The 22,274-nt window shown below is 66.9% G+C and carries 20 protein-coding genes; 5 read left to right on the top strand and 15 right to left on the bottom strand.

Annotated elements, in window-relative coordinates; translation table 11 throughout:
* Positions 1 to 108 precede the first annotated feature (108 nt).
* The 4 genes from cyoE to O0K41_RS13180 all read right to left on the bottom strand — a co-directional run bounded on the left by cyoE (position 109) and on the right by O0K41_RS13180 (position 3,572).
* Positions 109 to 1,002 carry a heme o synthase gene (cyoE, locus tag O0K41_RS13165; RefSeq protein WP_043035494.1) on the bottom strand — a complete coding sequence of 298 codons (894 nt, stop codon included), beginning with the start codon at positions 1,000 to 1,002 and terminating at the stop codon, positions 109 to 111.
* A gap of 4 nt (positions 1,003 to 1,006) precedes the next feature.
* Complete coding sequence (locus tag O0K41_RS13170) at positions 1,007 to 2,170, bottom strand: COX15/CtaA family protein (RefSeq protein WP_005407797.1); 1,164 nt, start codon at positions 2,168 to 2,170, stop codon at positions 1,007 to 1,009.
* 10 nt (positions 2,171 to 2,180) lie between these two features.
* Positions 2,181 to 2,750 (bottom strand): hypothetical protein, encoded by a 570-nt coding sequence (locus O0K41_RS13175; RefSeq protein WP_164222928.1) that lies wholly within the window; start codon positions 2,748 to 2,750, stop codon positions 2,181 to 2,183.
* 108 nt (positions 2,751 to 2,858) lie between these two features.
* Positions 2,859 to 3,572: an SURF1 family protein gene (locus O0K41_RS13180; RefSeq protein WP_099497288.1), complete on the bottom strand. Its 714-nt coding sequence runs from the start codon at positions 3,570 to 3,572 to the stop codon at positions 2,859 to 2,861.
* Between the two features lie 57 nt (positions 3,573 to 3,629).
* Here O0K41_RS13180 and O0K41_RS13185 point away from each other — a divergent pair, with 57 nt between their 5' ends.
* Positions 3,630 to 3,848, top strand: a complete 219-nt coding sequence (locus O0K41_RS13185) for a twin transmembrane helix small protein (protein WP_005412025.1) — start codon at positions 3,630 to 3,632, stop codon at positions 3,846 to 3,848.
* A gap of 20 nt (positions 3,849 to 3,868) precedes the next feature.
* On the opposite strand, the gene O0K41_RS13190 is transcribed toward O0K41_RS13185, so the two are convergent.
* The 6 genes from O0K41_RS13190 to O0K41_RS13215 are packed head-to-tail and all read right to left on the bottom strand — an operon-like array spanning position 3,869 to position 8,701.
* Complete coding sequence (locus tag O0K41_RS13190) at positions 3,869 to 4,744, bottom strand: cytochrome c oxidase subunit 3 (protein WP_005412024.1); 876 nt, start codon at positions 4,742 to 4,744, stop codon at positions 3,869 to 3,871.
* Positions 4,745 to 4,757: 13 nt separating this feature from the next.
* A complete protein-coding gene (locus O0K41_RS13195; RefSeq protein ID WP_005412023.1) occupies positions 4,758 to 5,348 on the bottom strand; it encodes a cytochrome c oxidase assembly protein in 591 nt (196 codons plus the stop codon).
* Positions 5,345 to 5,581 (bottom strand): hypothetical protein, encoded by a 237-nt coding sequence (locus O0K41_RS13200; RefSeq protein WP_033835837.1) that lies wholly within the window; start codon positions 5,579 to 5,581, stop codon positions 5,345 to 5,347. The genes O0K41_RS13195 and O0K41_RS13200 overlap by 4 nt, the downstream gene beginning before the upstream one ends.
* An 8-nt stretch (positions 5,582 to 5,589) precedes the next feature.
* Positions 5,590 to 7,197, bottom strand: a complete 1,608-nt coding sequence (gene ctaD / locus O0K41_RS13205) for a cytochrome c oxidase subunit I (protein WP_005407790.1) — start codon at positions 7,195 to 7,197, stop codon at positions 5,590 to 5,592.
* A 59-nt stretch (positions 7,198 to 7,256) separates the two neighbouring features.
* Positions 7,257 to 8,213, bottom strand: coding sequence for a cytochrome c oxidase subunit II (gene coxB, locus O0K41_RS13210; RefSeq protein ID WP_049453411.1), 957 nt, complete (start codon positions 8,211 to 8,213; stop codon positions 7,257 to 7,259).
* Positions 8,214 to 8,224: 11 nt separating this feature from the next.
* Positions 8,225 to 8,701: a DUF2244 domain-containing protein gene (locus O0K41_RS13215; protein ID WP_004153894.1), complete on the bottom strand. Its 477-nt coding sequence runs from the start codon at positions 8,699 to 8,701 to the stop codon at positions 8,225 to 8,227.
* 274 nt (positions 8,702 to 8,975) lie between these two features.
* Here O0K41_RS13215 and putA point away from each other — a divergent pair, with 274 nt between their 5' ends.
* On the top strand, positions 8,976 to 12,194 hold the full coding sequence (putA, locus tag O0K41_RS13220; RefSeq protein ID WP_099497290.1) for a bifunctional proline dehydrogenase/L-glutamate gamma-semialdehyde dehydrogenase PutA: 3,219 nt from the start codon (positions 8,976 to 8,978) through the stop codon (positions 12,192 to 12,194).
* Positions 12,195 to 12,311: 117 nt separating this feature from the next.
* On the opposite strand, the gene O0K41_RS13225 is transcribed toward putA, so the two are convergent.
* The 3 genes from O0K41_RS13225 to O0K41_RS13235 form a co-directional block, all read right to left on the bottom strand.
* Entirely contained in the window at positions 12,312 to 13,385 is a 1,074-nt protein-coding gene (locus tag O0K41_RS13225) for an AAA family ATPase (protein ID WP_108270706.1), read from the bottom strand.
* Positions 13,372 to 13,971 (bottom strand): nicotinamide riboside transporter PnuC, encoded by a 600-nt coding sequence (gene pnuC, locus O0K41_RS13230; protein WP_308304513.1) that lies wholly within the window; start codon positions 13,969 to 13,971, stop codon positions 13,372 to 13,374. The genes O0K41_RS13225 and pnuC overlap by 14 nt, the downstream gene beginning before the upstream one ends.
* A gap of 112 nt (positions 13,972 to 14,083) precedes the next feature.
* Entirely contained in the window at positions 14,084 to 15,511 is a 1,428-nt protein-coding gene (locus O0K41_RS13235) for an outer membrane protein transport protein (RefSeq protein ID WP_005407785.1), read from the bottom strand.
* A 228-nt stretch (positions 15,512 to 15,739) separates the two neighbouring features.
* Between O0K41_RS13235 and O0K41_RS13240 the strand changes: the two genes are divergently transcribed.
* Positions 15,740 to 16,432, top strand: a complete 693-nt coding sequence (locus tag O0K41_RS13240; RefSeq protein ID WP_005407784.1) for a rhomboid family intramembrane serine protease — start codon at positions 15,740 to 15,742, stop codon at positions 16,430 to 16,432.
* 82 nt (positions 16,433 to 16,514) lie between these two features.
* Here O0K41_RS13240 and O0K41_RS13245 read toward each other — a convergent pair whose 3' ends face one another.
* Together O0K41_RS13245 and O0K41_RS13250 are read right to left on the bottom strand one after the other, a co-directional pair.
* A complete protein-coding gene (locus O0K41_RS13245) occupies positions 16,515 to 18,011 on the bottom strand; it encodes a S41 family peptidase (RefSeq protein ID WP_308304514.1) in 1,497 nt (498 codons plus the stop codon).
* A gap of 108 nt (positions 18,012 to 18,119) precedes the next feature.
* Positions 18,120 to 19,421, bottom strand: coding sequence for a peptidoglycan DD-metalloendopeptidase family protein (locus tag O0K41_RS13250; RefSeq protein WP_032965528.1), 1,302 nt, complete (start codon positions 19,419 to 19,421; stop codon positions 18,120 to 18,122).
* A gap of 94 nt (positions 19,422 to 19,515) precedes the next feature.
* Between O0K41_RS13250 and O0K41_RS13255 the strand changes: the two genes are divergently transcribed.
* Both O0K41_RS13255 and O0K41_RS13260 read left to right on the top strand, forming a co-directional pair.
* On the top strand, positions 19,516 to 20,178 hold the full coding sequence (locus O0K41_RS13255) for a hypothetical protein (RefSeq protein ID WP_005407780.1): 663 nt from the start codon (positions 19,516 to 19,518) through the stop codon (positions 20,176 to 20,178).
* An 86-nt stretch (positions 20,179 to 20,264) separates the two neighbouring features.
* A complete protein-coding gene (locus tag O0K41_RS13260) occupies positions 20,265 to 21,980 on the top strand; it encodes a M28 family metallopeptidase (protein ID WP_088436383.1) in 1,716 nt (571 codons plus the stop codon).
* Positions 21,981 to 22,274: the final 294 nt, after the last annotated feature.

Consider the following 22,274-nt stretch of genomic DNA (forward strand, 5'->3'; position numbering starts at 1 on the left):
TGGCGACGCAGCAACCGCGGTTCAAGTAGATCCACGCCGTGCGTGGATGCTCCCGCCATCAGACCGGGCCTGAGTCGAGCGTGGCTCGACTCTACAAAGGGCAGCCCCTCACAACCAGGGCAGGATCCAGTGGTCCACCAGCAGGAAGGCGAACAGCGCCATCAGGTACACGATGGAGTAATAGAACATCTTCATCGAGAACAATTCGTCCGGCGGGTTGAGCATGCGCCAGGCATACCAGAGGAACACCGCGTTGAGCACGATCGCGCCGCCCAGGTAGAACGCACCGCTCATGCCCACCAGGTACGGCAGCAGGCAGACCAGCGCCAGCACCACCGAATACACCATGATCTGCTTGCGGGTATGCACCACGCCGTGGGTCACCGGCAGCATCGGGATCTCCGCCTTGGCGTAGTCCTCGCGGCGGAAGATCGCCAGCGCCCAGAAGTGCGGCGGGGTCCAGATGAAGATGATCAGCACCAGCAGCGACGAGTACGCCCAGTCCGACGAACCCTGCATGCCGGTCACTGCGGCCCAGCCCAGCATCGGCGGCATCGCGCCGGCCAGGCCACCGATGACGATGTTCTGCGAGGTCGCACGCTTGAGGTACACGGTGTAGATCACCGCGTAGCCGATCAGCGAGGCGAAGGTCAGCACGGCGGTGATCAGGTTCACCCACAGCACCAGGATGGTCATCGACAGCACGATCAGCACGCCGGCAAACACCAGCACCTGCCACGGCTTGACCTTGCCCACCACCAGCGGACGCCACGAGGTGCGCGCCATCTGCGCATCGATGTGTGCGTCCAGCAGCTGGTTGATGGCGGCGGCAGCCGAAGCAGCCAGCCAGATGCCGAGGAAACCGAGCACGCCGGCGCGCATCTGCTCCCAGCTCGGCACGCCCGGAATGGCCAGGACCATGCCGACCAGGGCGGTGAAGACGATCAGGGCAACGACCTTGGGCTTGGTCAGGTCCCAGTACTGGCGGTAATTGGAAAACATGGAATCAGTCCGGTGCGCGCAGGCGGGCCAGCAGGCTGACCAGCACGAACAACAGGGCAACGGCCACGCCGTTGTGGGCCACCGCCACTTCCAGCGGCAGCGCCAGCTTCACGTTGAGGATGCCGAGGGTGACCTGCAGCACCAGCAGCGCGATCAGCGCGCTGGCCCAGCCACGCATGCTCGGCAAGCGGAACAGGCGCACGCCCAGCCACAGCAGGTAGACGGCCACCACCACCGCGAACAGCCGGTGCGCCATCTGGATGGCGATACGCGAGGCGCCATCCAGCACGCCGCCTTCGTAATCCACGCCGATGCCGCGCCACAGGGTGAAGCCTTCGACGAAGTTGTGCTGCGGCCACCACTGGTTGGCACAGCGCGGGAAGTTGTCCAGCGAGGCGCTGCCGCCGCCGCAGGCCAGCGCCGCATAGTTGGCACTGACCCATCCGCCCAGTGCGATCTGGGTGACCAGCACCGCCACGCCGATGCGCAGCACCCACTTCAGCTTCGGTGCTTCGGCCAGGGTGATCGGCATGTGCGTGGCGCGCCAGGCCATCCAGACCAGCAGCGCGAACATCAGCATGCCGCCCAGCAGGTGCCCCATCACCACGATGGGCTTGAGCAGCAGGGTCACCGTCCACATGCCCAGCAGGGCCTGGAAGATCACCACGGCCAGGGTCAGCAGTGCAGCGCGCGCCAGGTCGATGTTGCTCCAGCGCAGCGCGGCGATCAGCAGGATCGCCTCGCCGATCAGAGCCAAAGTACTGGCGGTGCCATGCCAGCCCATCATGTACAGGGGTATGCCGGCGGCCACCAGCACGCAGGCGGTCACCACCGCCGTGCTTCCGAATCGCCGCTTGCGCGTGGCCAGCAGCGCCAGGGTCAGGATCTCGATGCCCAGTGCGCCGGCCAGGAAGCGGTGCACCTGTTCACGCCAGGCCTTGTGGGTCTCCAGCGGGCGGATCTCCGCCGCCGGGTGGCCGATGGTCTCTTCCACGTGCTGCGGCCAGGTGGCCTGGCCATAGCAGGTCGGCCAGTCCGGGCAGCTCAGGCCGGCATCGGACAGGCGCACGAAGGCGCCGAACATGATCGTGCTCGCGGTCATGATCATGGCGAACCACGCCAGGCGGTGGAAATTGCGGTGCAGCGCCGGACGCGCGGAAAGGCTCATCAAACGGGACTCACTTCAGTTTCAGCAACGTGGCCATGTCCTTGCGCAGGCCACCGAGGTCGGTGCCCGGGGCATGACGCATGATCACGAAGCCGTTCGGATCGATCACGTAGACCGGCAGGCCAGCCGGATCGTCGACGCCGGGCAGGGCCGCGCGCAGTGCTGGCGACGGAGCCAGCGGCCGCAGCGCGGGCAGCGAGGCGATCGACGCCGGTGGCGTTCCCAGCCACAGGATTTCGACATTATCGGCGTTATGGCCGAACAGCTGCCACACCTTGCCCAGTCCCTGCGACAAAGTGACGCACTGGGCGTCGCAGGCACCGGCCGGCGCCACCAGCAGGCGCCAGGTGCGGGCTTCGGAGTTCCACGGGTACGGCTGGCCGTTGGCCAGGGTCGGCGCCTGCTGGCGCAGGTCCACAGGCGGCTTCAGCAGCTGGCCGGCATTGCGGTGCCCGGTGGGCTGCCAGCCAGAGAAGCGCAGCACGGCGGCCAGTGCCATCGCCCCGAAGAACACGGCAAACAGCAGCACCAGGGTCCGGCGGCCGGAGCCGCGCGCCTGCGGGGACGTAGCAGTGTTCATGCGGGGCATTTTCTCATGGTTGGGTGAGGGATGCGGGTATGACGCCGCGGTAGTGCCGGCCGCTGGCCGGCATCCAGGAATGCGGGGGTTGCCGGCCAGCGGCCGGCACTACCGGGCAGCACGTCGCCTGCGCCACTCCAGCACCAGCGCGACCACCAGCACGGTCAGGGCCAGGCCGAACCACTGCACGGCGTAGCCCAGGTGGCGCTGCGGCGGCAGCGTGTTCGGCAGCAGGTCCAGGTCGCGCTCATCGCCGAAGGGCAGCGCCGGGTCCAGCCGCAGGACGCGATCAGGCAATCCCGGCAGGCCAAGCGCAGCCGCCAGGCCCTCGGCGGGCAAGCGGCTGGCCAGCCAACGCCCGGCCTCATCGGTAGCGGAGAACGCCGGGCCCAGGGCCAGCCCCGCCGACGGCGGCGGCGCCAGCAGCCCACGTACGACCACCGGCGAAGGCGGCGACGGCACATCCGGCAGCCTGCGATCGGGCGGCAGCGCGCGCCAGCCCAGATCGACCAGCAGCACGCTGCCCTCGTCACTGCGGAACGGACGGTAGATCTTCACGCCCGCGCGGCCGTGCCGGGTCTGGTTGTCCAGCAGCACCACGCCAGGCAGGAAGCGGCCGTGGTCGGCCACGCCGTGCAAGGCGCCAGGTGCAGCCAGGGCCTGCGCCAGTGGCAGCGCCTGTGCAACAGCTGGACCTTGTGCATCCAACATTGCCTGCTTGGCATGCATGCGCTGCAGCTGCCACAGCCCCAATGCGGTGAAACCGACCATTGCCAGCACCGCCAGCAGCCATCCGATCACGCGCGTGTGCTGGCGCATCATGACAAGTCCGCGCAAACGCGGTCAGATAGGCGCATCCACCCTGCCCTCGAGCCGCGCATGAGTGATTCGCTGAAGACCCTGCTGGTAATCGCGTTTCTGATCGTCATCGTCTGGAATCTGGGCGCCGGCCTGTATTACCTGCTGGTCGACCGCGGCCAGACCAAGCGCACGGTCAACGCACTGACGCGCCGCATCGCGGTGTCGGTTGCGTTGATCCTGCTGGTGATCGTGAGCATCTACATGGGCTGGATCAAACCGCACGGCATCGGCGGCTGAGGCCACCGATGCGTGCGCGGTCAAAGCACGTAGACGAACATGAAGAGCATCAGCCACACCACGTCGACGAAGTGCCAGTACCACGCGGCCGCTTCAAAACCGAAATGGTTGTCGCGGGTGAAGTGTCCCTTGGCCGAACGCAGCCACATCACGATCAGCATGATCGTGCCCAGCAGCACGTGCGCGCCGTGGAAGCCGGTCAGCATGAAGAACGTTGAACCGTAGATGCCCGAGCCGAGCGTCAGGTTCAGTTCCTTGTAGGCGTGGATGTACTCCTCCGCCTGCAGGGTCAGGAAGCCCAGGCCAAGCACCACGGTCAGGCCCAGCCAGATCAGCAGCTGGCGACGGTTGCCGGCCTTCAGCGCGTGGTGGGCGATGGTCAGGGTCACGCCGGAGGTGAGCAGGATCAGCGTGTTGATCAGCGGCAGGCCCCAGGCCGGGATGGTCTGGAACGCGCCGCCGATCGCCGCGGGGCCGTTGGTCGGCCAGCCGGCGGAATAGCCCTGCCAGAGCAGCTCGTTGGTCATCACCCCGCGGCCTTCGCCGCTCAGCCACGACAGGCCCAGGTTGCGGGTGTAGAACAGCGCGCCAAAGAAGGCGCCGAAGAACATCACTTCGGAGAAGATGAACCAGATCATCCCCATCCGGAACGAGCCATCGACCTGGTGGTTGTAGTTGCCCGCCTGCGACTCGCGCACCACGTCGCTGAACCACCAGAACAACGTCAGCACCAGCATCGCGATGCCAATGTAGAAGGTCCAGCGTCCCCAGCTGGCATCGTTGAGCCAGCTGGCCACGCCCACCATGGTCACCATCATCGCGATGGAACCCACGAACGGCCATTTGCTCTGGGCCGGGACGAAGTACACGTTGGCGTCGGTCGGTGTCTGGGCCATGTCGGTATCCGGGTCAGGGTGCGGCGTGCGCGCCTTCCGAGGTGGCGGCCGGGGCCAGCCGATCGGACAGCGCGTCGTTGCGGTAGAAGGTATAGGACAAGGTGATCGTCTTGATCTCCGGCGGCAGGTCCGGATCAACGATGAAGCGCACCGGCATGTCGCGCTTCTCGCCAGCCTGCAGCGTCTGCGCGGTGAAACAGAAACATTCGGTCTTGCTGAAGAAGCCCGAGGCACGCGCCGGCGCCACCGAAGGCACCGCACTGCCGACCACCGCCTGCTGGCTGTCGTTGCGGGCGAAGTACAGCGCCTCGTTGAGTTCGCCGGGCACCACGTCCATGGTCAGCTGTTCGGGATGGAACGACCACGGCAGGCGCGAATTGACGCCGCCATCGAACTCCACGCGCACGGTGCGCTTGCCGGTGGCGGCGCCTGCACTGGCTTCGCCACCGGGGCCGCGTTCCAGGCGCACACCGAACACCTTCTCGCAGGCGATGCGGTACAGCGGCACCAGCGAGAACGTGAGCAGGAACACCGCCACCGCCACACCGATCAGGCGCGGCAGCCCCGCACTGCGTGACGGTGTGCTGGCTGGCGCCTCGCTCATCGGCCGATCACCCCGCTGAGGATGAAGCCGACGTAGACCAGCACGGCGATGGCGCCGACCCACATCGCCGTGCGCCTGGCGCGCTGGCGTTGCTGTTCGATGCCGTGGCGTTGGGCTTCGGTCTGGCTTTGGCTTTGGCTTTGGCTTTGGTAGAGCCGACTGTTAGTCGGCTGCACTTCGCGAGTCGACTGACAGTCGACTCTACCGATCGGCAGCGGGCTCTCGTTATGCATGCCCCACCTCAATGCGTGATGTCGTCATGCGCCAGATCTCCCGGACGGATGGTCGGCGGCGTGGTGAAGGTATGTGCCGGTGCTGGCGACGGCAGCGTCCACTCCAGGCCGCGCGCGCCTTCCCAGGAACGGGCCTCGGCCTTCTCGCCGTTGCGCAGGGACGACAGCAGGATCGCGGCCATCATGAACGGGGTGACGAACATGCCGAACGCACCGATCGAGCTGATCAGGTTCCAGTCGGCGAAGGCCACGCTGTAGTCGGGAATGCGACGCGGCATGCCGGCCAGGCCGAGGAAATGCTGCGGGAAGAACAACAGGTTGACGAATACGATCGACCACCAGAAGTGCACCTTGGCCCACTTCTCGCTGTACATCCGCCCGGTCCACTTCGGCCACCAGTAGTACACCGCGGCGATCAGCGCGAACACCGCACCGGTCACCAGCACGTAGTGGAAGTGCGCGACCACGAAGTAGGTGTCGTGGTACTGGAAGTCGGCGGCGACGATCGCCAGCATCAGGCCGGAGAAGCCACCGATGGTGAACAGGATGACGAAGGCCACCGACCACAGCATCGGTGCCTCGAACGTCAGCGAGCCACGCCACATGGTGCTGACCCAGTTGAACACCTTCACCCCGGTCGGGATCGAGATCAGCATGGTGGCGAACATGAAGTAGATCTCGCCGCCCAGCGGCATGCCCACGGTGAACATGTGGTGGGCCCAGACGATGAACGACAGGAACGCGATCGCGGCGGTGGCGTACACCATCGCCTGGTAGCCGAACAGCGGCTTGCGGCTGAAGGTCGGGATGATCTCGCTGACCACGCCGAAGGCGGGCAGGATCATGATGTAGACCTCGGGATGGCCGAAGAACCAGAAGATGTGCTGGTACATCACCGGGTCACCGCCACCGGCGGCATTGAAGAAGCTGGTGCCGAAGAACTTGTCGGTCAGCAGCATGGTCACCGCGCCGGCCAGCACCGGCATCACCGCGATCAGCAGGAAGGCGGTGATCAGCCAGGCCCAGCAGAAGATCGGCATTTTCAGCAGGTCGATGCCCGGCGCACGCATGTTGAGCACGGTGGCGATGATGTTGATCGCGCCCATGATCGAACTGATGCCGGCCACGTGGATGGCGAACACGCTGAAGGCAACGTTGTAGCCGCCCTGCAGCGACAGCGGCGGGTACAGCGTCCAGCCACCGGCCGGTGCACCGCCGGGCAGGAACAGGGTCAGCAGCAGCAGGCTGAAAGCCACCGGCAGCAACCAGAACGACCAGTTGTTCATGCGTGGCAGCGCCATGTCCGGCGCGCCGATCTGCAGCGGGATCATCCAGTTGGCCAGTCCGACGAAGGCCGGCATCACCCCGCCGAAGATCATCACCAGCGCATGTACGGTGGTCATCTGGTTGAAGAACTCGGGCTTGACGAACTGCAGGCCCGGCTGCGCCAGCTCGGCGCGGATCACCACGCTCATCGCCGCGCCGATGATGAACATGATGAAGCTGAAACCGAGGTACAGCGTGCCGATGTCCTTGTGGTTGGTCGAGAAGAACCAACGTTCGAAGAAGCTCTGGTGGTGATGATGATCGTCGTGCCCAACTGCCGAGTGCGCCATTGCAAAACACCTCTCAGAATCGGTTGTCACCGCGGCCGCGAACGGCTGCGGGCTTTACATCACGCTCCGCTGGCCGCGGTGGCAGGCGCGCTGCCCGCTTCTGCAGCAGCAGGCGCAGCCGGTGCCTCGCCCGTCGGTGCAGTCGGTTCGGCAGGTGCCGCAGGCGTCGCAGGCTCAGCCGGCGGCGCGGGCTTGCGCTGCGCCAGCCACTGCTTGAACTCTTCCTTGGACACCGCCTCGACCACGATCGGCATGAAGCCGTGGTCCTTGCCACACAGCTCGGCGCACTGGCCGCGGTAGACACCCGGCTGCTCGATGCGGGTCCAGGCTTCGTTGATGAAGCCAGGGATGGCGTCCTGCTTCCAGCCCAGCGCCGGCACCCACCAGGCGTGGATCACGTCGTCGGAGGTGATGACGAAACGCACCTTGGTATCGACCGGCAGCACCAGGCGGTTGTCGACATCCAGCAGGTAGTGCGGATGGCTTTCGCGGGTCGGCACGATGCCGCTCTGCCGCACCCGGTCGGACTCGCGGTCCAGGCGGCTGGTGAAGGTGACGTTCTCGCCGAGGTATTCGTACTTCCACATCCACTGGTAGCCGGTGACCTTGACCGTCATCTCGGCATCGCGGGTGTCGTACATCTTGATCAGGTTGGCCGTGGCCGGCCATGCCATCACGATCAGGATGATCACCGGGATCACTGTCCAGATGATCTCGGCCTTGGTGTTGTGGCTGAAGGTGGCCGCGACCGCGCCCTTGGATTTGCGGAACTTGAAGATGGCGTAGGCCATCGCCCCGAACACGATGACGCCGATCACCGTGCAGATGATCAACGACAGGTTGTTCGATTCCCAGGCCAGGCGCGAGGTCTGGGTCACCCCCTTGCCCATGTTCAGCTGCCACGGCTTCGGATCGGCCGCCTGGGCCCAGGCCAACGCCGGCATCAGTCCCCCGGTCGCCAGCATCGCGGCGACCGCGTTCACGCACTTCGTGCCCCACCTGCTGCTTTGCTTCATTGCCTAGACCCTTAGCGTCGTCGGTTGCCGCCATCGCTGGCGGCGAGCAAGCTTTCAAGTGTCTCTGCGAGCGTCTGACGTTCGGCCGGCGCGAGGAAACTCCCCACCTCCACCTGCCGGCCGCTGGATGCCAGCCGGACCCTCTCATCGTCGGTGAGCAGGCGCACCCAGTGGGGATGGGCCCGGAACACCGGCGATCCACCGGGTACGGGGATGACCTCCACGTACGCCGGCACTACCCGGATCTCCTCCTGCCGTTCACCGCTGCGCCACAAGGCACGCAGCGCGGCCGCCAGCACCAGGCTGTACAGCAGCGCGAACAGGGGGGCGAATGCATTGCCGGCCAACCACCCGAGGGCGGACACCAGCCACATCGCACCCGACAACACGGTGAACAACAGGACGAACTGCCGGGCATCGAGCGCCCGTGGGGGACGCAGCCGCAGCTGCGTACCTGACCCATCCGGAGCTGGAAGCACCTCGATCATGTCGCAACCGCGTTCCTGCCGCGGGAAACGCCTCGATGGTAGCCCCGCCCTCTCGCCGGTAGCAAGGGTGCATTCACACATTTTCCGATGCTGCAACACAGCATGAGGTCGGCGGTACGAATGACGAATTCGGCACAAACTCATCCACACTTACTGAACACGCTGAATCCACCGCAGCTATTGGCTATCAGCGCTTCACGAAGGTGGCTGCAGGGCACTTCCGCAACCCGCAAAAATGATTAAAATCGCCAAGTTTTCCACTGGCCGGACCGGCATGAACGCACCTTCCTCCTCTCCTGCAGCCCCCGACGCCCTGCGTCCCGGCGCGTTGCTGTCGCCGGAACTGCCGGCGCCCCCCAACCCGTTCCGCCAGGCCATCACCGACGCCTGGTTGAAGGACGAGGCCACCCACGTGCGCGAGCTGCTGGCGCAGGCCCGCCTGCCCGCCGACGAGCAGGCCCGGGTGCAGGCACTGGCCGCCGACCTGGTCGGCCGCGTGCGCGTGCGCGCCAAGGACCAGGGCGCCATCGAAGCCTTCATGCGCCAGTACGACCTGGGCAGCGAGGAAGGCGTGCTGCTGATGTGCGTGGCCGAGGCACTGCTGCGTATTCCGGACCAGGACACCGCCGACAAGCTGATCCGCGACAAGCTGGCCGATGCCGACTGGGAAAAGCACCTGGGCGGCAGCGACTCGGTGCTGGTCAACGCCTCCACCTGGGGCCTGATGCTGACCGGCAAGCTGGTGCAGATGAACGACGCCACCCGCGCCGATGCGCCCAGCGCGTTCAAGCGCCTGGTCGGCCGCGTCGGTGAGCCGGTGGTGCGCCTGGCCGTGCGCCAGGCGATGAAGATCATGGGCCACCAGTTCGTCATGGGCCGCACCATCAGCGAAGCGCTGGCGCGCTCGCACAAGGGCGACAACGCCAGCTACCGCTACTCCTTCGACATGCTCGGCGAAGGTGCGCTGACCATGAAGGACGCGCTGCGCTACCTGGAAGACTACCGTCGTGCGATCCACGCCATCGGCGGCGATCACAAGGCACGCGGCGGCCGTCCGGATGGCGACGTCAACAATGCCCCGGGCATCTCGATCAAGCTGTCGGCGCTGTACCCGCGCTACGAGCACGCCAAGCGCGAGCGCGTGCTGAAGGACCTGGTACCGGGCGTGCTGGAACTGGCACAGCTGGCCAAGAGCTACGGCATCGGCTGCACCGTCGACGCCGAAGAGTCCGACCGCCTGGAACTGTCGCTGGACATCATCGAGCAGGTGTTCTCCGACGCGTCGCTGTCCGGCTGGGATGGCTTCGGCGTGGTCGTGCAGGCCTACCAGAAGCGCACCCCGTACACGATCGACCACCTGGCCGACATGGCGCGCCGCGCCGGTCGCCGCCTGCAGGTGCGCCTGGTCAAGGGCGCGTACTGGGACGCCGAGATCAAGCGCGCGCAGATCGAAGGCTACCCGGGCTACCCGGTGTTCACCCGCAAGCAGAACACCGACGTGTCCTACCTGGCCTGCGCCAAGCGGCTGTTCACCCATGCCGACGCGATCTACCCGATGTTCGCCACGCACAACGCGCACACCATCGCGGCCGTGCGCAGCATCGCCAACGGCGGCGTGTACGAGCACCAGAAGCTGCACGGCATGGGCGACGACCTGTATGCCGAGGTGGTGCCGGCTGACCGCCTGGGCCTGCCCTGCCGCGTGTATGCACCGGTCGGTTCGCATGAAGACCTGCTGCCGTACCTGGTGCGTCGCCTGCTGGAAAACGGCGCCAACTCCAGTTTCGTCAACCGCATCACTGACGAGCGCGTGCCGATCGCCGACCTGATCCGCGATCCGGTCGAGATGGTCGCCTCGTTCGCTTCGATTCCGCATCCTAAGATCCCGCTGCCGGTTGACCTGCTGCGCAGCCAGAACCACGACAGGAAGAACTCCATGGGCGCCAACCTCGCCAACGACAACGAACTGCGCGCCCTGGCCGAGCAGATCAACGCGGCTGTGAAGCCCTGGCAGGCCGCGCCGCTGGTGCCGGGTGCCAACCCGGCCGGCACCGCGCTGCCGGTGACCAACCCGGCCGACACCCGTGAAGTGGTTGGCCAGTGGCTGGCCGCAGACGCCGCCACCGTGCAGAAGGCCCTGGCGAATGCCGTAGCCGCGCAGCCGGCCTGGAACCGCACCCCGGCCGCCAGCCGCGCCGCCATCCTCGAGCACGCCGCCGACCAGCTGGAAGCACGCATGCCGGAATTCATGGCGCTGTGCGTGAAGGAAGCCGGCAAGAGCCTGCCCGACAGCATCGCCGAAGTGCGCGAAGCGGTGGACTTCCTGCGCTACTACGCCAAGCAGGCGCGCGAGCAGTTCAGCCACGCCGAGAAGCTGCCGAGCCCGACCGGTGAGTCCAACGAGCTGCAGCTGCACGGCCGCGGCGTGTTCGTCTGCATCAGCCCGTGGAACTTCCCGCTGGCGATCTTCCTGGGCCAGGTCGCTGCCGCCCTGGCCGCCGGCAACAGCGTCATCGCCAAGCCGGCCGAGCAGACCAACCTGATCGGCTACTACGCGGTGAAGCTGCTGCACGACGCCGGCGTGCCGGCCGAGGTGGTGCAGTTCCTGCCGGGCGACGGTGCTACCGTCGGTGCCGCGCTGACCGCCGACCCGCGCGTGGCCGGCGTGGCCTTCACCGGCTCCACCGACACCGCCCGTGCGATCAACCGCGCGATGGCGGCGCGTGACGCCGCCATCGGTGTGCTGATCGCCGAGACCGGTGGCCAGAACGCCTTCATCGCCGACTCCTCGGCACTGCCGGAACAGCTGGTCAAGGACGCGATCGGTTCGGCCTTCACCTCCGCCGGCCAGCGTTGCTCGGCTGCGCGCGTGCTGTTCGTGCAGGACGACATCGCCGACAAGGTGATGACCATGCTGGCCGGTGCGATGAAGGAACTGAAGGTCGGCAACCCCGGCCTGCTGTCCACCGACGTCGGCCCGGTGATCGACGCAGATGCGCTGAAGATCCTGCAGGACCACGCTGAGCGCATGGACCGCGAAGCGCGCCTGATCGCCGCCGCCGAGCTGTCGGCCGAGGCCGCCAACGGCACCTTCTTCGCACCGCGCGCGTACGAACTGAAGGACCTGGGCCAGCTGCAGAAGGAAGTGTTCGGCCCGGTGCTGCACGTGATCCGCTGGAAGGGCGACCAGCTCGACGCGGTGATCGACCAGATCAACGCCACCGGCTACGGCCTGACCCTGGGCGTGCATTCGCGCATCGACGAGACCGTCGACCGCATCAGCAACGGCGTCCATGTCGGCAACGTCTACGTCAACCGCAACCAGATCGGTGCGGTGGTCGGCGTGCAGCCGTTCGGCGGTCAGGGCCTGTCCGGCACCGGCCCGAAGGCCGGCGGCCCGCACTACCTGCTGCGCTTCGCCACCGAAAAGACGGTGACGGTGAACACCACCGCCGCCGGCGGCAATGCCTCGCTGCTGACCCTGGGCGACTGATCGCCCGGTTGATGCAGTGAACGAAAAACCCCGCGAAAGCGGGGTTTTTTGTGCCCTGCTTCCTGTAGAGCCGGGCCCACGCTCGGTTTGCCTCGCACAGCCGAGCGTGGGCTCGCTCTACAGAGGCTGGGCCACACTGAACCGATTGTCCGCCCGCTTCGCCAGCTCGCTCTGCACGCGCGCGATGCGCGCTTCCAGCCCCCCCTCCAGCAGCACGTAGTCGACTCCCCGCGCCTCCAGCTCGCGCACGTACCACGCATGCTGCTGCGCCCGGAAGGCTTCGCCCACCCGCGTGCCGTCCTGGTCGAACGGGATATCCGGCGCACACAGGAACAGCAGGTCATACGGTCGCAATGCAGCCTGCCGCAGTGCCTCCGGCGCCGTACCAGACATCCAGCCGCTGTAGCCCAGCGTCACCAGCGGCGTGGTATCGCAGAACAGCCAGCGATGCGCATGCCGTGCGGTCTCGTCTTCGTGCTGCGGCTGTGCCATTGCGATGCGAAGCAGATCATCTGGCGTCAGCTCTCCGCCCTGCTGCTCCCATAGCGTGCGGCCATACTCCGGCACCCAGGCGGTCTGCAGTCGCTCGGCCATCACGCGCGCCAGCGTGGTCTTTCCGCTGGACTCGCCACCAATGAACGCCACGCGCTGCACATAGCCGGCATAGACCTGCGGTGCGAGGCCATGACGGTGCGCATGCGGATCGGCGCGCAGCTGGGTGCCACACGCCTGCCCGACGTCCAGTGCGCGTTCGAGCCGCTCATGGCGTACCGGCGCGCCGAAGTGCGTGGCCAGCGCCTGCGCGAAGCCGTCGCCGTAGTCCTCGCCGGTGTAGACCGCCTGCACCGGCCCGCCGAACAGGCTCAGGCACAGCCAGGCGGTGAACTCGCGCTGCACGTGCTCGTTGTCGCTGTCCTGCGGCAGCGTGCGCACGGGCAAACCGTGCTGCGTGCACAATGCCGCCAGGCGCGCGTCATCAAGCACCGCCACCGTCGCCTGCGGGAAGCGCGCTCGCAGCCAGCGCTCGCGACGCTCGGCGCTGTAGCCTGGGAAACCCGGCTGCGACCAGCCGATCACCAGCAGCTGCCGGCAGCGCGTGGCGGCGAAGTCGATCAGGTGTTCGTGACCCAGATGCAGCGGGCAGAACTTGCCCACCACCAGGCCGCGTGCAACGCGCTCAGGCAGCAGCATCGGCCGTCTTGGCCTCGTCACGCATCAGGTGCCGCCAGTGGCGCAAGGCCACCAGCGCATTGACCCAGAAGCCCACGTACAGGATCGAGGTCAGGTGCAGGCCACGGCTGTAGTACAGCGGTACCGCAACGGTGTTCACCAGCAGCCACACCCACCACGATTCCAGCTTGCGTCGCATCATCAGGATCTGCGCGATCACACTCAACACCAGCACTGCCGAATCGATGTAGGGCGCATAGGCGTTGGTCAGTCGGGTCAGCATCCAGCCGTAGCCGAAGGTGGCCACTACCGCCAGCGGCACCAGCCAGGCCCAGGCACGTGGGCGCAGCGCGGTGATCGGCAGCGGCGCGCCATGGTCACCGCGCAGCCACTGCCACCAGCCCAGCACGCTGATGGCGATGAAGAAGAACTGCAGCACCATGTCCGCAAACAGGTGCGATCGTTCGAACACCGCAGCAAACAATGCGCAGCCGACGATGCCCAGCCACCAGGTGTGCACGTTGTTGCGGCCGGCCAGCAGGATCGAGCCGGCGACGGCGATGTTGGCAGCCAGCTCCAGCTGGAAGTTCGGGTCGGACAGGTTCATCGCGCTATTGTCGCGTAGATCCACGTGCGTGGATGGCCCACACCACTCCGCAAAAAAAAAGGCCCCGCTTGCGCGGGGCCTCCTTTCGTACTGCTTCAGGCAATCGCCCGATTCAGAACTTGTACTGCATCGAAGCCGCCAGCACGTCGCCGCTGACCTTGTACTTGCCGGTCACGGTGTTGGCGGTGGCCGAGGTCGAGGTCACGTTCGGATCCTTGGTGAACAGGTGGGTGTAGCCCACGCTGTATTCCATCTTGTCCGAAGCGGCGTAGGTCAGGCCCAGCGACAGCCACTTGCGGGTGGTGTCCGGCACGCGCACGTCGCGGTGGGCGTCGGTGGTCGGGGTCTGGTCATAGGCCAGGCCGCCACGCAGGGTCAGCTTGTCGTTCACGCGGAAATCGGTACCGATCGACGCGAAGGTGGTGTCGCGGTAGTGGAACGGCAGCACGCTGTCCGGCTGGTTGGAGTCATAGTCGACGGTGACCTGGTCGAACTTGCTCCACGCGGTGCGCGTGACTTCGGCCATGATCTGCCACTGGTCGTTCACGCGGTGGGTGAAGCCCACGGTGGCGCTGGCCGGCAGGGTGATGGTCGCGCGACCGTTGCTGTCGATGAAGGTACCCGGGGCAGCGGTGGCCAGGAAGGCCGCCGCATTCTGCGGAATGGTGAAGTCCGCCTTGCCATCGGTGATCTTGTGCTCGACCTTCGAGCGGTAGCTGAAGGCGATGTTGGTGCCTTCCACCGGGGTGACGGTCATGCCCAGGGTATAGCCGACCGACACTTCATCGCCCTTGATGCGCAGGTAGCCATCGGCGGTACCCGGCGAGAAGCCGAGCTGGGCAGCCTGGCGTGCAGCCGCCTGCGACGCCGCCAGAGCCTGGGCGGCGGTGCCGCCGGCAGCCAGCACGCGCGCCGCAGCGGTGCGCTGGGCAGTGGCGTTGATCGCGGTGCCGGTGTCGACAGCGCTGGTCAGGTCGACGTTCAGGCGCTCGGCGAACACCGACGCACCGAACGACAGGTACGGATTGACGTCATAGGAGAACGCCACGCCCAGGTCGACCGCCTGCAGCTCGGTCTTGACGCCGTTGTAGCGGCCGACCCAGTCGCGGTCGTATTCGGTCTTGAAGCCGAACGGCACGGTCAGCGATGCACCGAAGTGCATGTTCTCCTTCTCGCCGAACGGCAGGTGGAAGTAGGCGGCCGGAACCGGGGCGATCATGCCCGCGTCGCCGCCGTTGCCGCCGGAAATCGGCTGGCCGTTGCCGTACTGGCCCTGGCCACGGAACTTGGCGCCGAAGCTGATGGCGCTGACGTCGCCCTGGATCAGGGTGCCGTCGAGCAGGCGCATGGAGGCCGGGTTGGTGGCGATGACCGAGGCGTCACCTTCGGTCGAGGTGGAGCCGGCGAACGCGCGGCCCAGGCCCTTGGCGCTGTTTTCCTTCAGCTGGAAGGCGGCAGCATTGGCATCGGCGGCGGCCAGCGCACCGGCAACGCCGACGGCCAGCAGGGTCAGTCGGGCAATGGTGGAAGCGGTTTGCATCGTAGTTCTCTCTCTCCGGTAAGCGGTGATGGTGCTCTGAGTGCGCCTGCGCCCGGCAGGCCCAGAGGCCCGTCGAAGCGCGCCGGATTCCCCTCCCGACATACGACGCCGTATGCGAGTATTACCCAGAGCCGTTAATGAAACAATAACGACGCAGGCGGATTTTTCGTCTCAAAAGCTGAACAGGACAATCCCCGCCGCAAGCGCCCGCACGCTAGGCTAGTGCCCATGTTCGTCTCCCTCCCGTCCCGCAAGAAGGCGGCCCTGCGCTGGGCCACGCCCGTGCTGTTTGCGGCACTGTGGCTGGCGTTCCTGTGGTCGATCTCGCGTCCGGACGATGCCCGCGGCAGCCTCTGGCTGGACTGGGGCGCCCTGTCCACCGGCCTGACCCACCCGCTGGACTGGTGGGCCACCCTGCAGGACGGCAGCGTGCTGCGCCTGTTCACCGCCCTGTTCCTGCATGCGGACTGGTCGCACCTGCTGGGCAACCTGGTGTTCCTGCTGATCTTCGGCCTGCCCGCTGAGCGGGTGCTGGGCCCCTGGCGCCTGCTACTTCTGTTCCTGGTCGGCGGCGCGGTGTCGAACCTGGTGGCGATCTACACCATGGGCAGCCCGGACCAGATCATCATCGGTGCCAGTGGCGCGGTCTCGGCGCTGATCGGCGCCTATCTGGCCCTGTTCCCGGGCGCCCGGCTGGGCGTGGTGATCCCGCTCGGCCTGTTCCTGGAGTTCGTGCGGGCCCCGGCCTACCTGCTGATCGGCGTCTGGGCCGCACTGCAGGTGGTGTTCGCCCATATCGGCCCAAGCTTCGGCATGGTGGCCTGGTGGGCGCACATCGGCGGCTTCGTGTTCGGCCTGGTGTACGGGGTCTACGTGCGCGCGGCCATCGCCCGCCGCCTACGCAAGCGCCACGGCTTCTGACCCCTGGTAGTGCCGGCCGCTGGCCGGCATTTGGTTTCTTCTTCCGCCCTTGAGCCGACGCCGGGTATGGCCCGGCGCTACCTCACGGCTTCGCTGGGGCCGGTGCGGGCTTTGCTTCCGGCTTTGCTTCCGGCTTTGCTTCCGGCTTTGCTTCCGGCTTTGCTTCCGGCTTTGCTTCCGGCTTAGGTTCGACCTTCGCTTCCGGCTTCGCCGCAGCGGCCTTCGCGGCCTTGGCCGCATCCGCCTTGGCGGCTTCGGCCTTCAAGCGTGCAGCCACCGAACCCGGGTTCTTCAGCTCGGCCAGCGCGTCGTTGATCGGGCCATCGCCCGGCAGCACCGCACCGGCGTGGTAGCCCTCGGTGCCTTCGTCGTCGCCACGCAGATGGCCCGGCAGGGTCGCTTCGCTGTAATCGCTCAGGCTGGCCGGCAGCGCCTCGTCTTCCGGGCGCGCCGCAGGCTTCAGTTCGACCTCCGGCACGATGCCAGTGGCCTGGATCGACTTGCCGCTGGGCGTGTAATAACGCGCGGTGGTCAGCTTCACCGAGTCACCGTTGTCCAGCGGCAGCACGGTCTGCACCGAGCCTTTGCCGAAGGTGCGGCTGCCGACCACGCGCGCGCGCTTGTTGTCGCGCAGCGCCCCAGCCAGCACTTCCGAGGCGCTGGCCGAACCCGCATCGACCAGCACCACCACCGGTGCGCCCTTCAGCAGGTCGCCCGGCGTCGCATCGAACCGTGCATCACTGATGCTGATGCGGCCGCGGGTGCTGACGATGTTGCCCTTGTCGAGCAGGTCGTCGGCCACCTGCACGGCGGCAGTCAAAAGGCCGCCCGGGTTGCTGCGCAGATCCAGCACCAGGCCCTTGAGCTGGCCACCGGACTGCTTCTGCAGCTGCTGCAGGTGCTTCTGGAAGTCCGACCCGGTGTCGGCCTGGAAGGTGCTCAGGCGGATGTAGCCGTAGCCCGGCTCCAGCAGGCGGCTGCGCACGCTGGTCACGCGGATGGTCTGGCGGGTGAGGCTGACGTCGAACGGCTTCGGCTTGCCCGCGCGCACGATGGTCAGCACCACCTTGCTGCCGGCTGGGCCACGCAACGGTTCGCTCGCATCAATGGCGCTGATCGGCTTGCCGTCGATGGCGATGATCAGGTCACCGGCGAGGATGCCGGCCTTGGCCGCCGGCGTGTCGTCGATCGGCGAGATGACCTTCATGCTGGCGTTGTCGGGCTGCTGCTGCAACTCCACGCCGATGCCCTCGTAGGCGCCGTTGGCCTGCTCGTCGAAGGCCTGCGCGTCTTCCTTGTTGAAGTACGTGCTGTGCGGGTCGAGGTCGAGCAGCAGGCCGCGCACCGCCGACTGCATCAGCTTCTTGTCATCGACCGGGTCGACATAGGCCGCGCGCACCGCGTTGTACACCGCCACGAAGCGGCGGATGTCCTCCAGCGGCACCTTCGAGGTCACCGCCTCCTCGCTGTTCGCTGCCTGCCCGCTGGTTTCCTGGCTCGGGGCGGGCGCGGTCTGCTGCGCCCAGGACAGCGCTGGCAACAGGGCCAGCAAGAGGGTGGCGGTACGGGCTGCGCGCATGGATCACTCCTGTCGACGTTGGCATCGTGCCCAAGGCACATGCGTCGATTATGCGCGAAGCACAGCTAAATTCCCGTTGAATCCGTCCGCCACGCGACAGCGCCGGATTCAGCGCCGCTGCAGCCAGCTGTCCGGGTTGACCGGCTGCCCGCCCCGGCGCAGTTCGAAGTACAGCGCGGTCACGCCCTGGCCACCGGAATTGCCGACCTTCGCCACCGCATCGCCGCGGCTGACCCGGGCACCCGCATCCTTCAGCAGGGTGTCGTTGTGCGCGTACAGGCTCATGTAGCCGTTGCCGTGATCGACGATCAGGATCATGCCGTAGCCGGTCATCCAGTCGGAGAACACCACGGTGCCGTCGGCCACGGCGGTGACGGTGCTGCCGGCGGGCGCGCCGATCAACACACCACTGCTGGTGCGGCCGTCGGGCAGCTTTCCGCCGTAGCGGGCCAACAGGTTGCCCGACAACGGCCAGCCCAGGCCACCCACCTTCGGCGCCGGCGCAGAGGCCACGGCAGGCGGGACCTTGGTGGGCGGCGGTGGCGGGCGGCCCTGCGCGGCAGCCTGGCGTGCGGCACGCTCGGCGGCGGCCTTTTCAGCGGCTGCTCGCCGCGCCGCGGCGCGGCGCTCGGCTTCGGCCCGTGCCGCAGCGGCACGCAGGTTGGCCAGCAGCGTCTCCAGTGCCTTGGCGTCCTGGCCCAGCGCCTGTTCCTTCTCGCGCTGGTCCTTGAAGCGCTCATCCAGCGAGGCGACGGTCCTGGCGCGATCGCGACGGTCGGCTTCCAGCGCCGCAGCCTGCTGCTTCTGGTCCTGCTGCGCACCCTGCAGCTTCTGCTTGCGCTCGGCGATCTGCGCCTGCAGCACTTCCAGCTCTTTCAGGTCGGCTGTCAGCGTGGTGATGCGCTGTGCCCGCTCGCGTTGCAGGTAGCGGTGGTAGGCCAGGGCACGATTGGCATCGGCCACCGTGTCCTGCGACAGCAGCAGCTTCAGAGGTGCATGGTTGCCCAGCTGGTAGGCCGCACGCAGCAGGCCGGCCAGCTCGCGATGCTGCTGGGCGAGGTTGGCCTGCAGCGTGCTGCGGCGTTGTTCGGCCTCGGCCAGAGCCCTTCCCTGCTCGCGCAGCGCAGTTTCAGTCTGCGCAAGCGCACGGCCGGTGCGGGCCACCTTCTCGTCCGCCTCACGCAGCTGCTGCGAGGCCTGGCCCCGCTGGCCCTCGATCTGCCTGCGCTCCTGCGCCACGCCCTTCAACTCGCTACGCAGCTTCTGCAGCTTGCGCTCGGTCTCGCGGGTGGTCTGAGCGGCGCCCGGCAACGGCAGCGCCAAGGCGATGGCCAGCCCCAACAGCAGGCAGCGCCCGCCGCGGATGGCGGCGATGTGATGTCGGCGTGATGGGAAGGCGTTGTCGCGCAAGGGCTTTCCAGTGACTTCAGGCAGTTGCAGGGGGTACCGGGGAATGGTGACATCTCCGCACGCGGCCTGCCAGCCGCACATCCATCGAGGTCCCATGAAAACTCTTTCCATTCCGCTGTTGTTGGGCGTCCTGCTCGTTGCCGGCCCCGCCGGTGCCCAGGACAACATCAGCAAGGTCAACGGCAGCATCAGCGCCGAGCCTGGCCAGCGCTACGGCAAGCTGGATACCGTCAACGGCGGTATCCGGGTTGGTGAAGGCGTCGAGACCGGCAGCATCGACACCGTCAACGGCGGGGTCAAGGTGGCCGACCGTGCACGTACCGGCAAGATTGAAACGGTCAACGGCGGCGTACGCCTGGGCCGCGAGGTGATTGCACACGGCAGCGTCAGCACCGTCAACGGCAGCATCTTCACCGATCGCGGCAGCCAGATCGAAGGCGGCGTCGAAACCGTGAACGGTGGCATCGGCCTGGTCGAAAGCCGCGTCGGCAAGGACGTGGAGACCGTCAACGGCGATATCACCGTCGGCATCGGTTCCCAGGTCAACGGCGGTGTGCACGTGCGCAAGCCGAACTTCAGCGTCTCGCTCACCGCCAGCCGCAAGCCGCGCGTGATCGTCGGCCCGAATGCCGTGGTCAACGGCCCCCTGCAGTTCGAACGCGAGGTGGTGCTTTACGTGCATCGCACCGCGCGCATCGGTCCGGTCACCGGCGCCGAACCGATCCCGTTCGACACCGAAACCGCCCCGGCGGACTGAGCGCACCGGACCGCTTGGTTCGGTGATACTCGCTGATACCGGCCGTGCACGACGTGCGGCCGCCCTTTGTTTCCCAGGAATCGACGATGCCCCGCAAACTCCTCCTGTGCCTGGCCGCCGCGGCCGCGCTCAGTGCCTGCAAAGGCGAAGACACGCCGGCCACCGCACCGGCGTCAGCCACCGACACCGCTGCCGCGAAGCCGGCGGCTCATCAGTTCTCCCCCGAGATCAACGCCGGCGACTTCGCCGAGATGGTCCAGACCCTGGCCTCGGATGAATTCGAAGGCCGCGCGCCGGGCAGCAAGGGCGAGGAACTGACGGTCAACTACATCCGCGACCAGATGCAGCGCATCGGCCTGCAGCCGGGCAACGGTGACAGCTGGTTCCAGGACGTACCGATGACCGAGACCACGGCCGACGCGTCGACCGTGCTGAAGATCACCCAGGGTGGCAAGACCACCGAGCTGAAGTTCGGTACCGACATGGTGGTCGGCACCCGTACCGGCCAGGCTGAGGTGAAAGTCGATGCCAGCGACCTGGTGTTCGTCGGCTATGGCGTTGATGCGCCGGAGCAGAAGTGGAACGACTATGCCGGCCAGGACTGGAAGGGCAAGACGGTCGTGATGTTCGTCAACGATCCGGGCTTCCATGTTGACGACGCGAAGCTGTTCGACGGCAAGCGCATGACCTACTACGGCCGCTGGACCTACAAGTTCGAAGAGGCCGCGCGCAAGGGCGCCGCCGCGGCGCTGATCGTGCACGACACCGCCGGTGCCTCCTATGGCTGGGACGTGGTGAAGAACTCCTGGGCCGGCCCGCAGTACGACCTGCCGGCCAAGGATGACCCGGAAGCCCGCATTCCGGTGCAGGGCTGGCTGAGTGCCGACGCCGCCAAGGCGCTGTTCGCAGGCGCCGGCCTGGACCTGGCACAGGCCTACAAGGACGCCAGCAAGCGCGGCTTCAAGCCGGTGCCGCTGAAGGCCACCGCCACGGTCGACCTGAAGAGCCAGATCGCGCAGAAGCAGTCGCGCAACGTGGTGGGCGTGCTGCCGGGCAGCAAGCGTGCCGACGAGGCCGTGCTGTACATGGCGCACTGGGACCACCTGGGCAAGCACGAGGGTGAAACCGGCGACAACATCTACAACGGTGCGGTCGACAACGCGACCGGCGTGGCCGGCATCCTTGAGGTGGCCGAAGCCATGGCCCACCAGGATCCGAAGCCGGAGCGCTCGGTGGTGTTCCTGGCGGTGACCCTGGAAGAGTCCGGCCTGCTGGGTTCGAAGTACTACGTCTCCCACCCGACCTTCCCGCTGGACAAGATCGCCGGTGTGATCAACATCGACGCGATGTCGGTGGCCGGCCGTGCCAAGGACGTGACCGTCACCGGCTTCGGCAGCTCGGAACTGGAGGACATCCTCAAGCCGCTGGCTGCAGCCCAGGACCGCACGCTGCATGGTGAGACCTCGGTGCAGAGCGGCTTCTACTTCCGCTCGGACCACTTCAACTTCGCCAAGGCCGGCGTGCCGGCCCTGTACGCCGATGGTGGCGAGGATCTGCGAGAGGGTGGCGTGGACGCCGGCCGCAAGGCCGCAGCGGACTACGGCGCCAACCGCTACCACGGTCCGAAGGACGAGTTCGACGCGTCCACCTGGAAGCTGGACGGGACTGTCGAGGACCTGCAGCTGATGTACGGCGTCGGCAAGGAACTGGCCGGTGGCGATCGTTGGCCGAACTGGTACGAAGGCAACCCGTTCAAGGCAGCCCGCGACGCGATGATGAAGGACAAGGCTTCGGCAAAGTAAAGCCGGGCCATGCTCGACTGAACATCGTTGAGAGCAGAGCGGCGCCCCCCGGGGCGCCGCTTTTCTTTTGCGTACCGTCGGCGGCTCATCCACGGTTGGTGTGGATCTGCCGGTAGTGCCGGCCGCTGGCCGGCAATCGATTGGTAGCGGCCAACCTTGGTTGGCGCCATGCTTCTTCGCAGAGGATCTCCACGCATGGCGTGGATCTACCGGGCCATGTAATGCCATCGGGTTGCCGGCCCGCGGCCGGCCCGACCCGCATTTAGTGGGGACAAAGAAAAAACCCCCTGCGGG

It is taken from the genome of Stenotrophomonas sp. Sm2128, assembly GCF_030985535.1.
GTDB lineage: Bacteria > Pseudomonadota > Gammaproteobacteria > Xanthomonadales > Xanthomonadaceae > Stenotrophomonas > Stenotrophomonas maltophilia.

Coding starts and splice junctions, on each gene's coding strand:
- O0K41_RS13245 (WP_308304514.1), bottom strand. CDS start 18,011: ATGCGCGCAGCCCGTACCGCCACCCTCTTGCTGGCCCTGTTGCCAGCG.
- O0K41_RS13185 (WP_005412025.1), top strand. CDS start 3,630: ATGAGTGATTCGCTGAAGACCCTGCTGGTAATCGCGTTTCTGATCGTC.
- O0K41_RS13195 (WP_005412023.1), bottom strand. CDS start 5,348: ATGAGCGAGGCGCCAGCCAGCACACCGTCACGCAGTGCGGGGCTGCCG.
- O0K41_RS13200 (WP_033835837.1), bottom strand. CDS start 5,581: ATGCATAACGAGAGCCCGCTGCCGATCGGTAGAGTCGACTGTCAGTCG.
- O0K41_RS13175 (WP_164222928.1), bottom strand. CDS start 2,750: ATGAACACTGCTACGTCCCCGCAGGCGCGCGGCTCCGGCCGCCGGACC.
- O0K41_RS13190 (WP_005412024.1), bottom strand. CDS start 4,744: ATGGCCCAGACACCGACCGACGCCAACGTGTACTTCGTCCCGGCCCAG.
- O0K41_RS13235 (WP_005407785.1), bottom strand. CDS start 15,511: ATGCAAACCGCTTCCACCATTGCCCGACTGACCCTGCTGGCCGTCGGC.
- putA (WP_099497290.1), top strand. CDS start 8,976: ATGAACGCACCTTCCTCCTCTCCTGCAGCCCCCGACGCCCTGCGTCCC.
- O0K41_RS13180 (WP_099497288.1), bottom strand. CDS start 3,572: ATGATGCGCCAGCACACGCGCGTGATCGGATGGCTGCTGGCGGTGCTG.
- cyoE (WP_043035494.1), bottom strand. CDS start 1,002: ATGTTTTCCAATTACCGCCAGTACTGGGACCTGACCAAGCCCAAGGTC.
- coxB (WP_049453411.1), bottom strand. CDS start 8,213: ATGAAGCAAAGCAGCAGGTGGGGCACGAAGTGCGTGAACGCGGTCGCC.
- O0K41_RS13215 (WP_004153894.1), bottom strand. CDS start 8,701: ATGATCGAGGTGCTTCCAGCTCCGGATGGGTCAGGTACGCAGCTGCGG.
- pnuC (WP_308304513.1), bottom strand. CDS start 13,971: ATGAACCTGTCCGACCCGAACTTCCAGCTGGAGCTGGCTGCCAACATC.
- O0K41_RS13255 (WP_005407780.1), top strand. CDS start 19,516: ATGAAAACTCTTTCCATTCCGCTGTTGTTGGGCGTCCTGCTCGTTGCC.
- O0K41_RS13260 (WP_088436383.1), top strand. CDS start 20,265: ATGCCCCGCAAACTCCTCCTGTGCCTGGCCGCCGCGGCCGCGCTCAGT.
- ctaD (WP_005407790.1), bottom strand. CDS start 7,197: ATGGCGCACTCGGCAGTTGGGCACGACGATCATCATCACCACCAGAGC.
- O0K41_RS13170 (WP_005407797.1), bottom strand. CDS start 2,170: ATGAGCCTTTCCGCGCGTCCGGCGCTGCACCGCAATTTCCACCGCCTG.
- O0K41_RS13240 (WP_005407784.1), top strand. CDS start 15,740: ATGTTCGTCTCCCTCCCGTCCCGCAAGAAGGCGGCCCTGCGCTGGGCC.
- O0K41_RS13225 (WP_108270706.1), bottom strand. CDS start 13,385: ATGCTGCTGCCTGAGCGCGTTGCACGCGGCCTGGTGGTGGGCAAGTTC.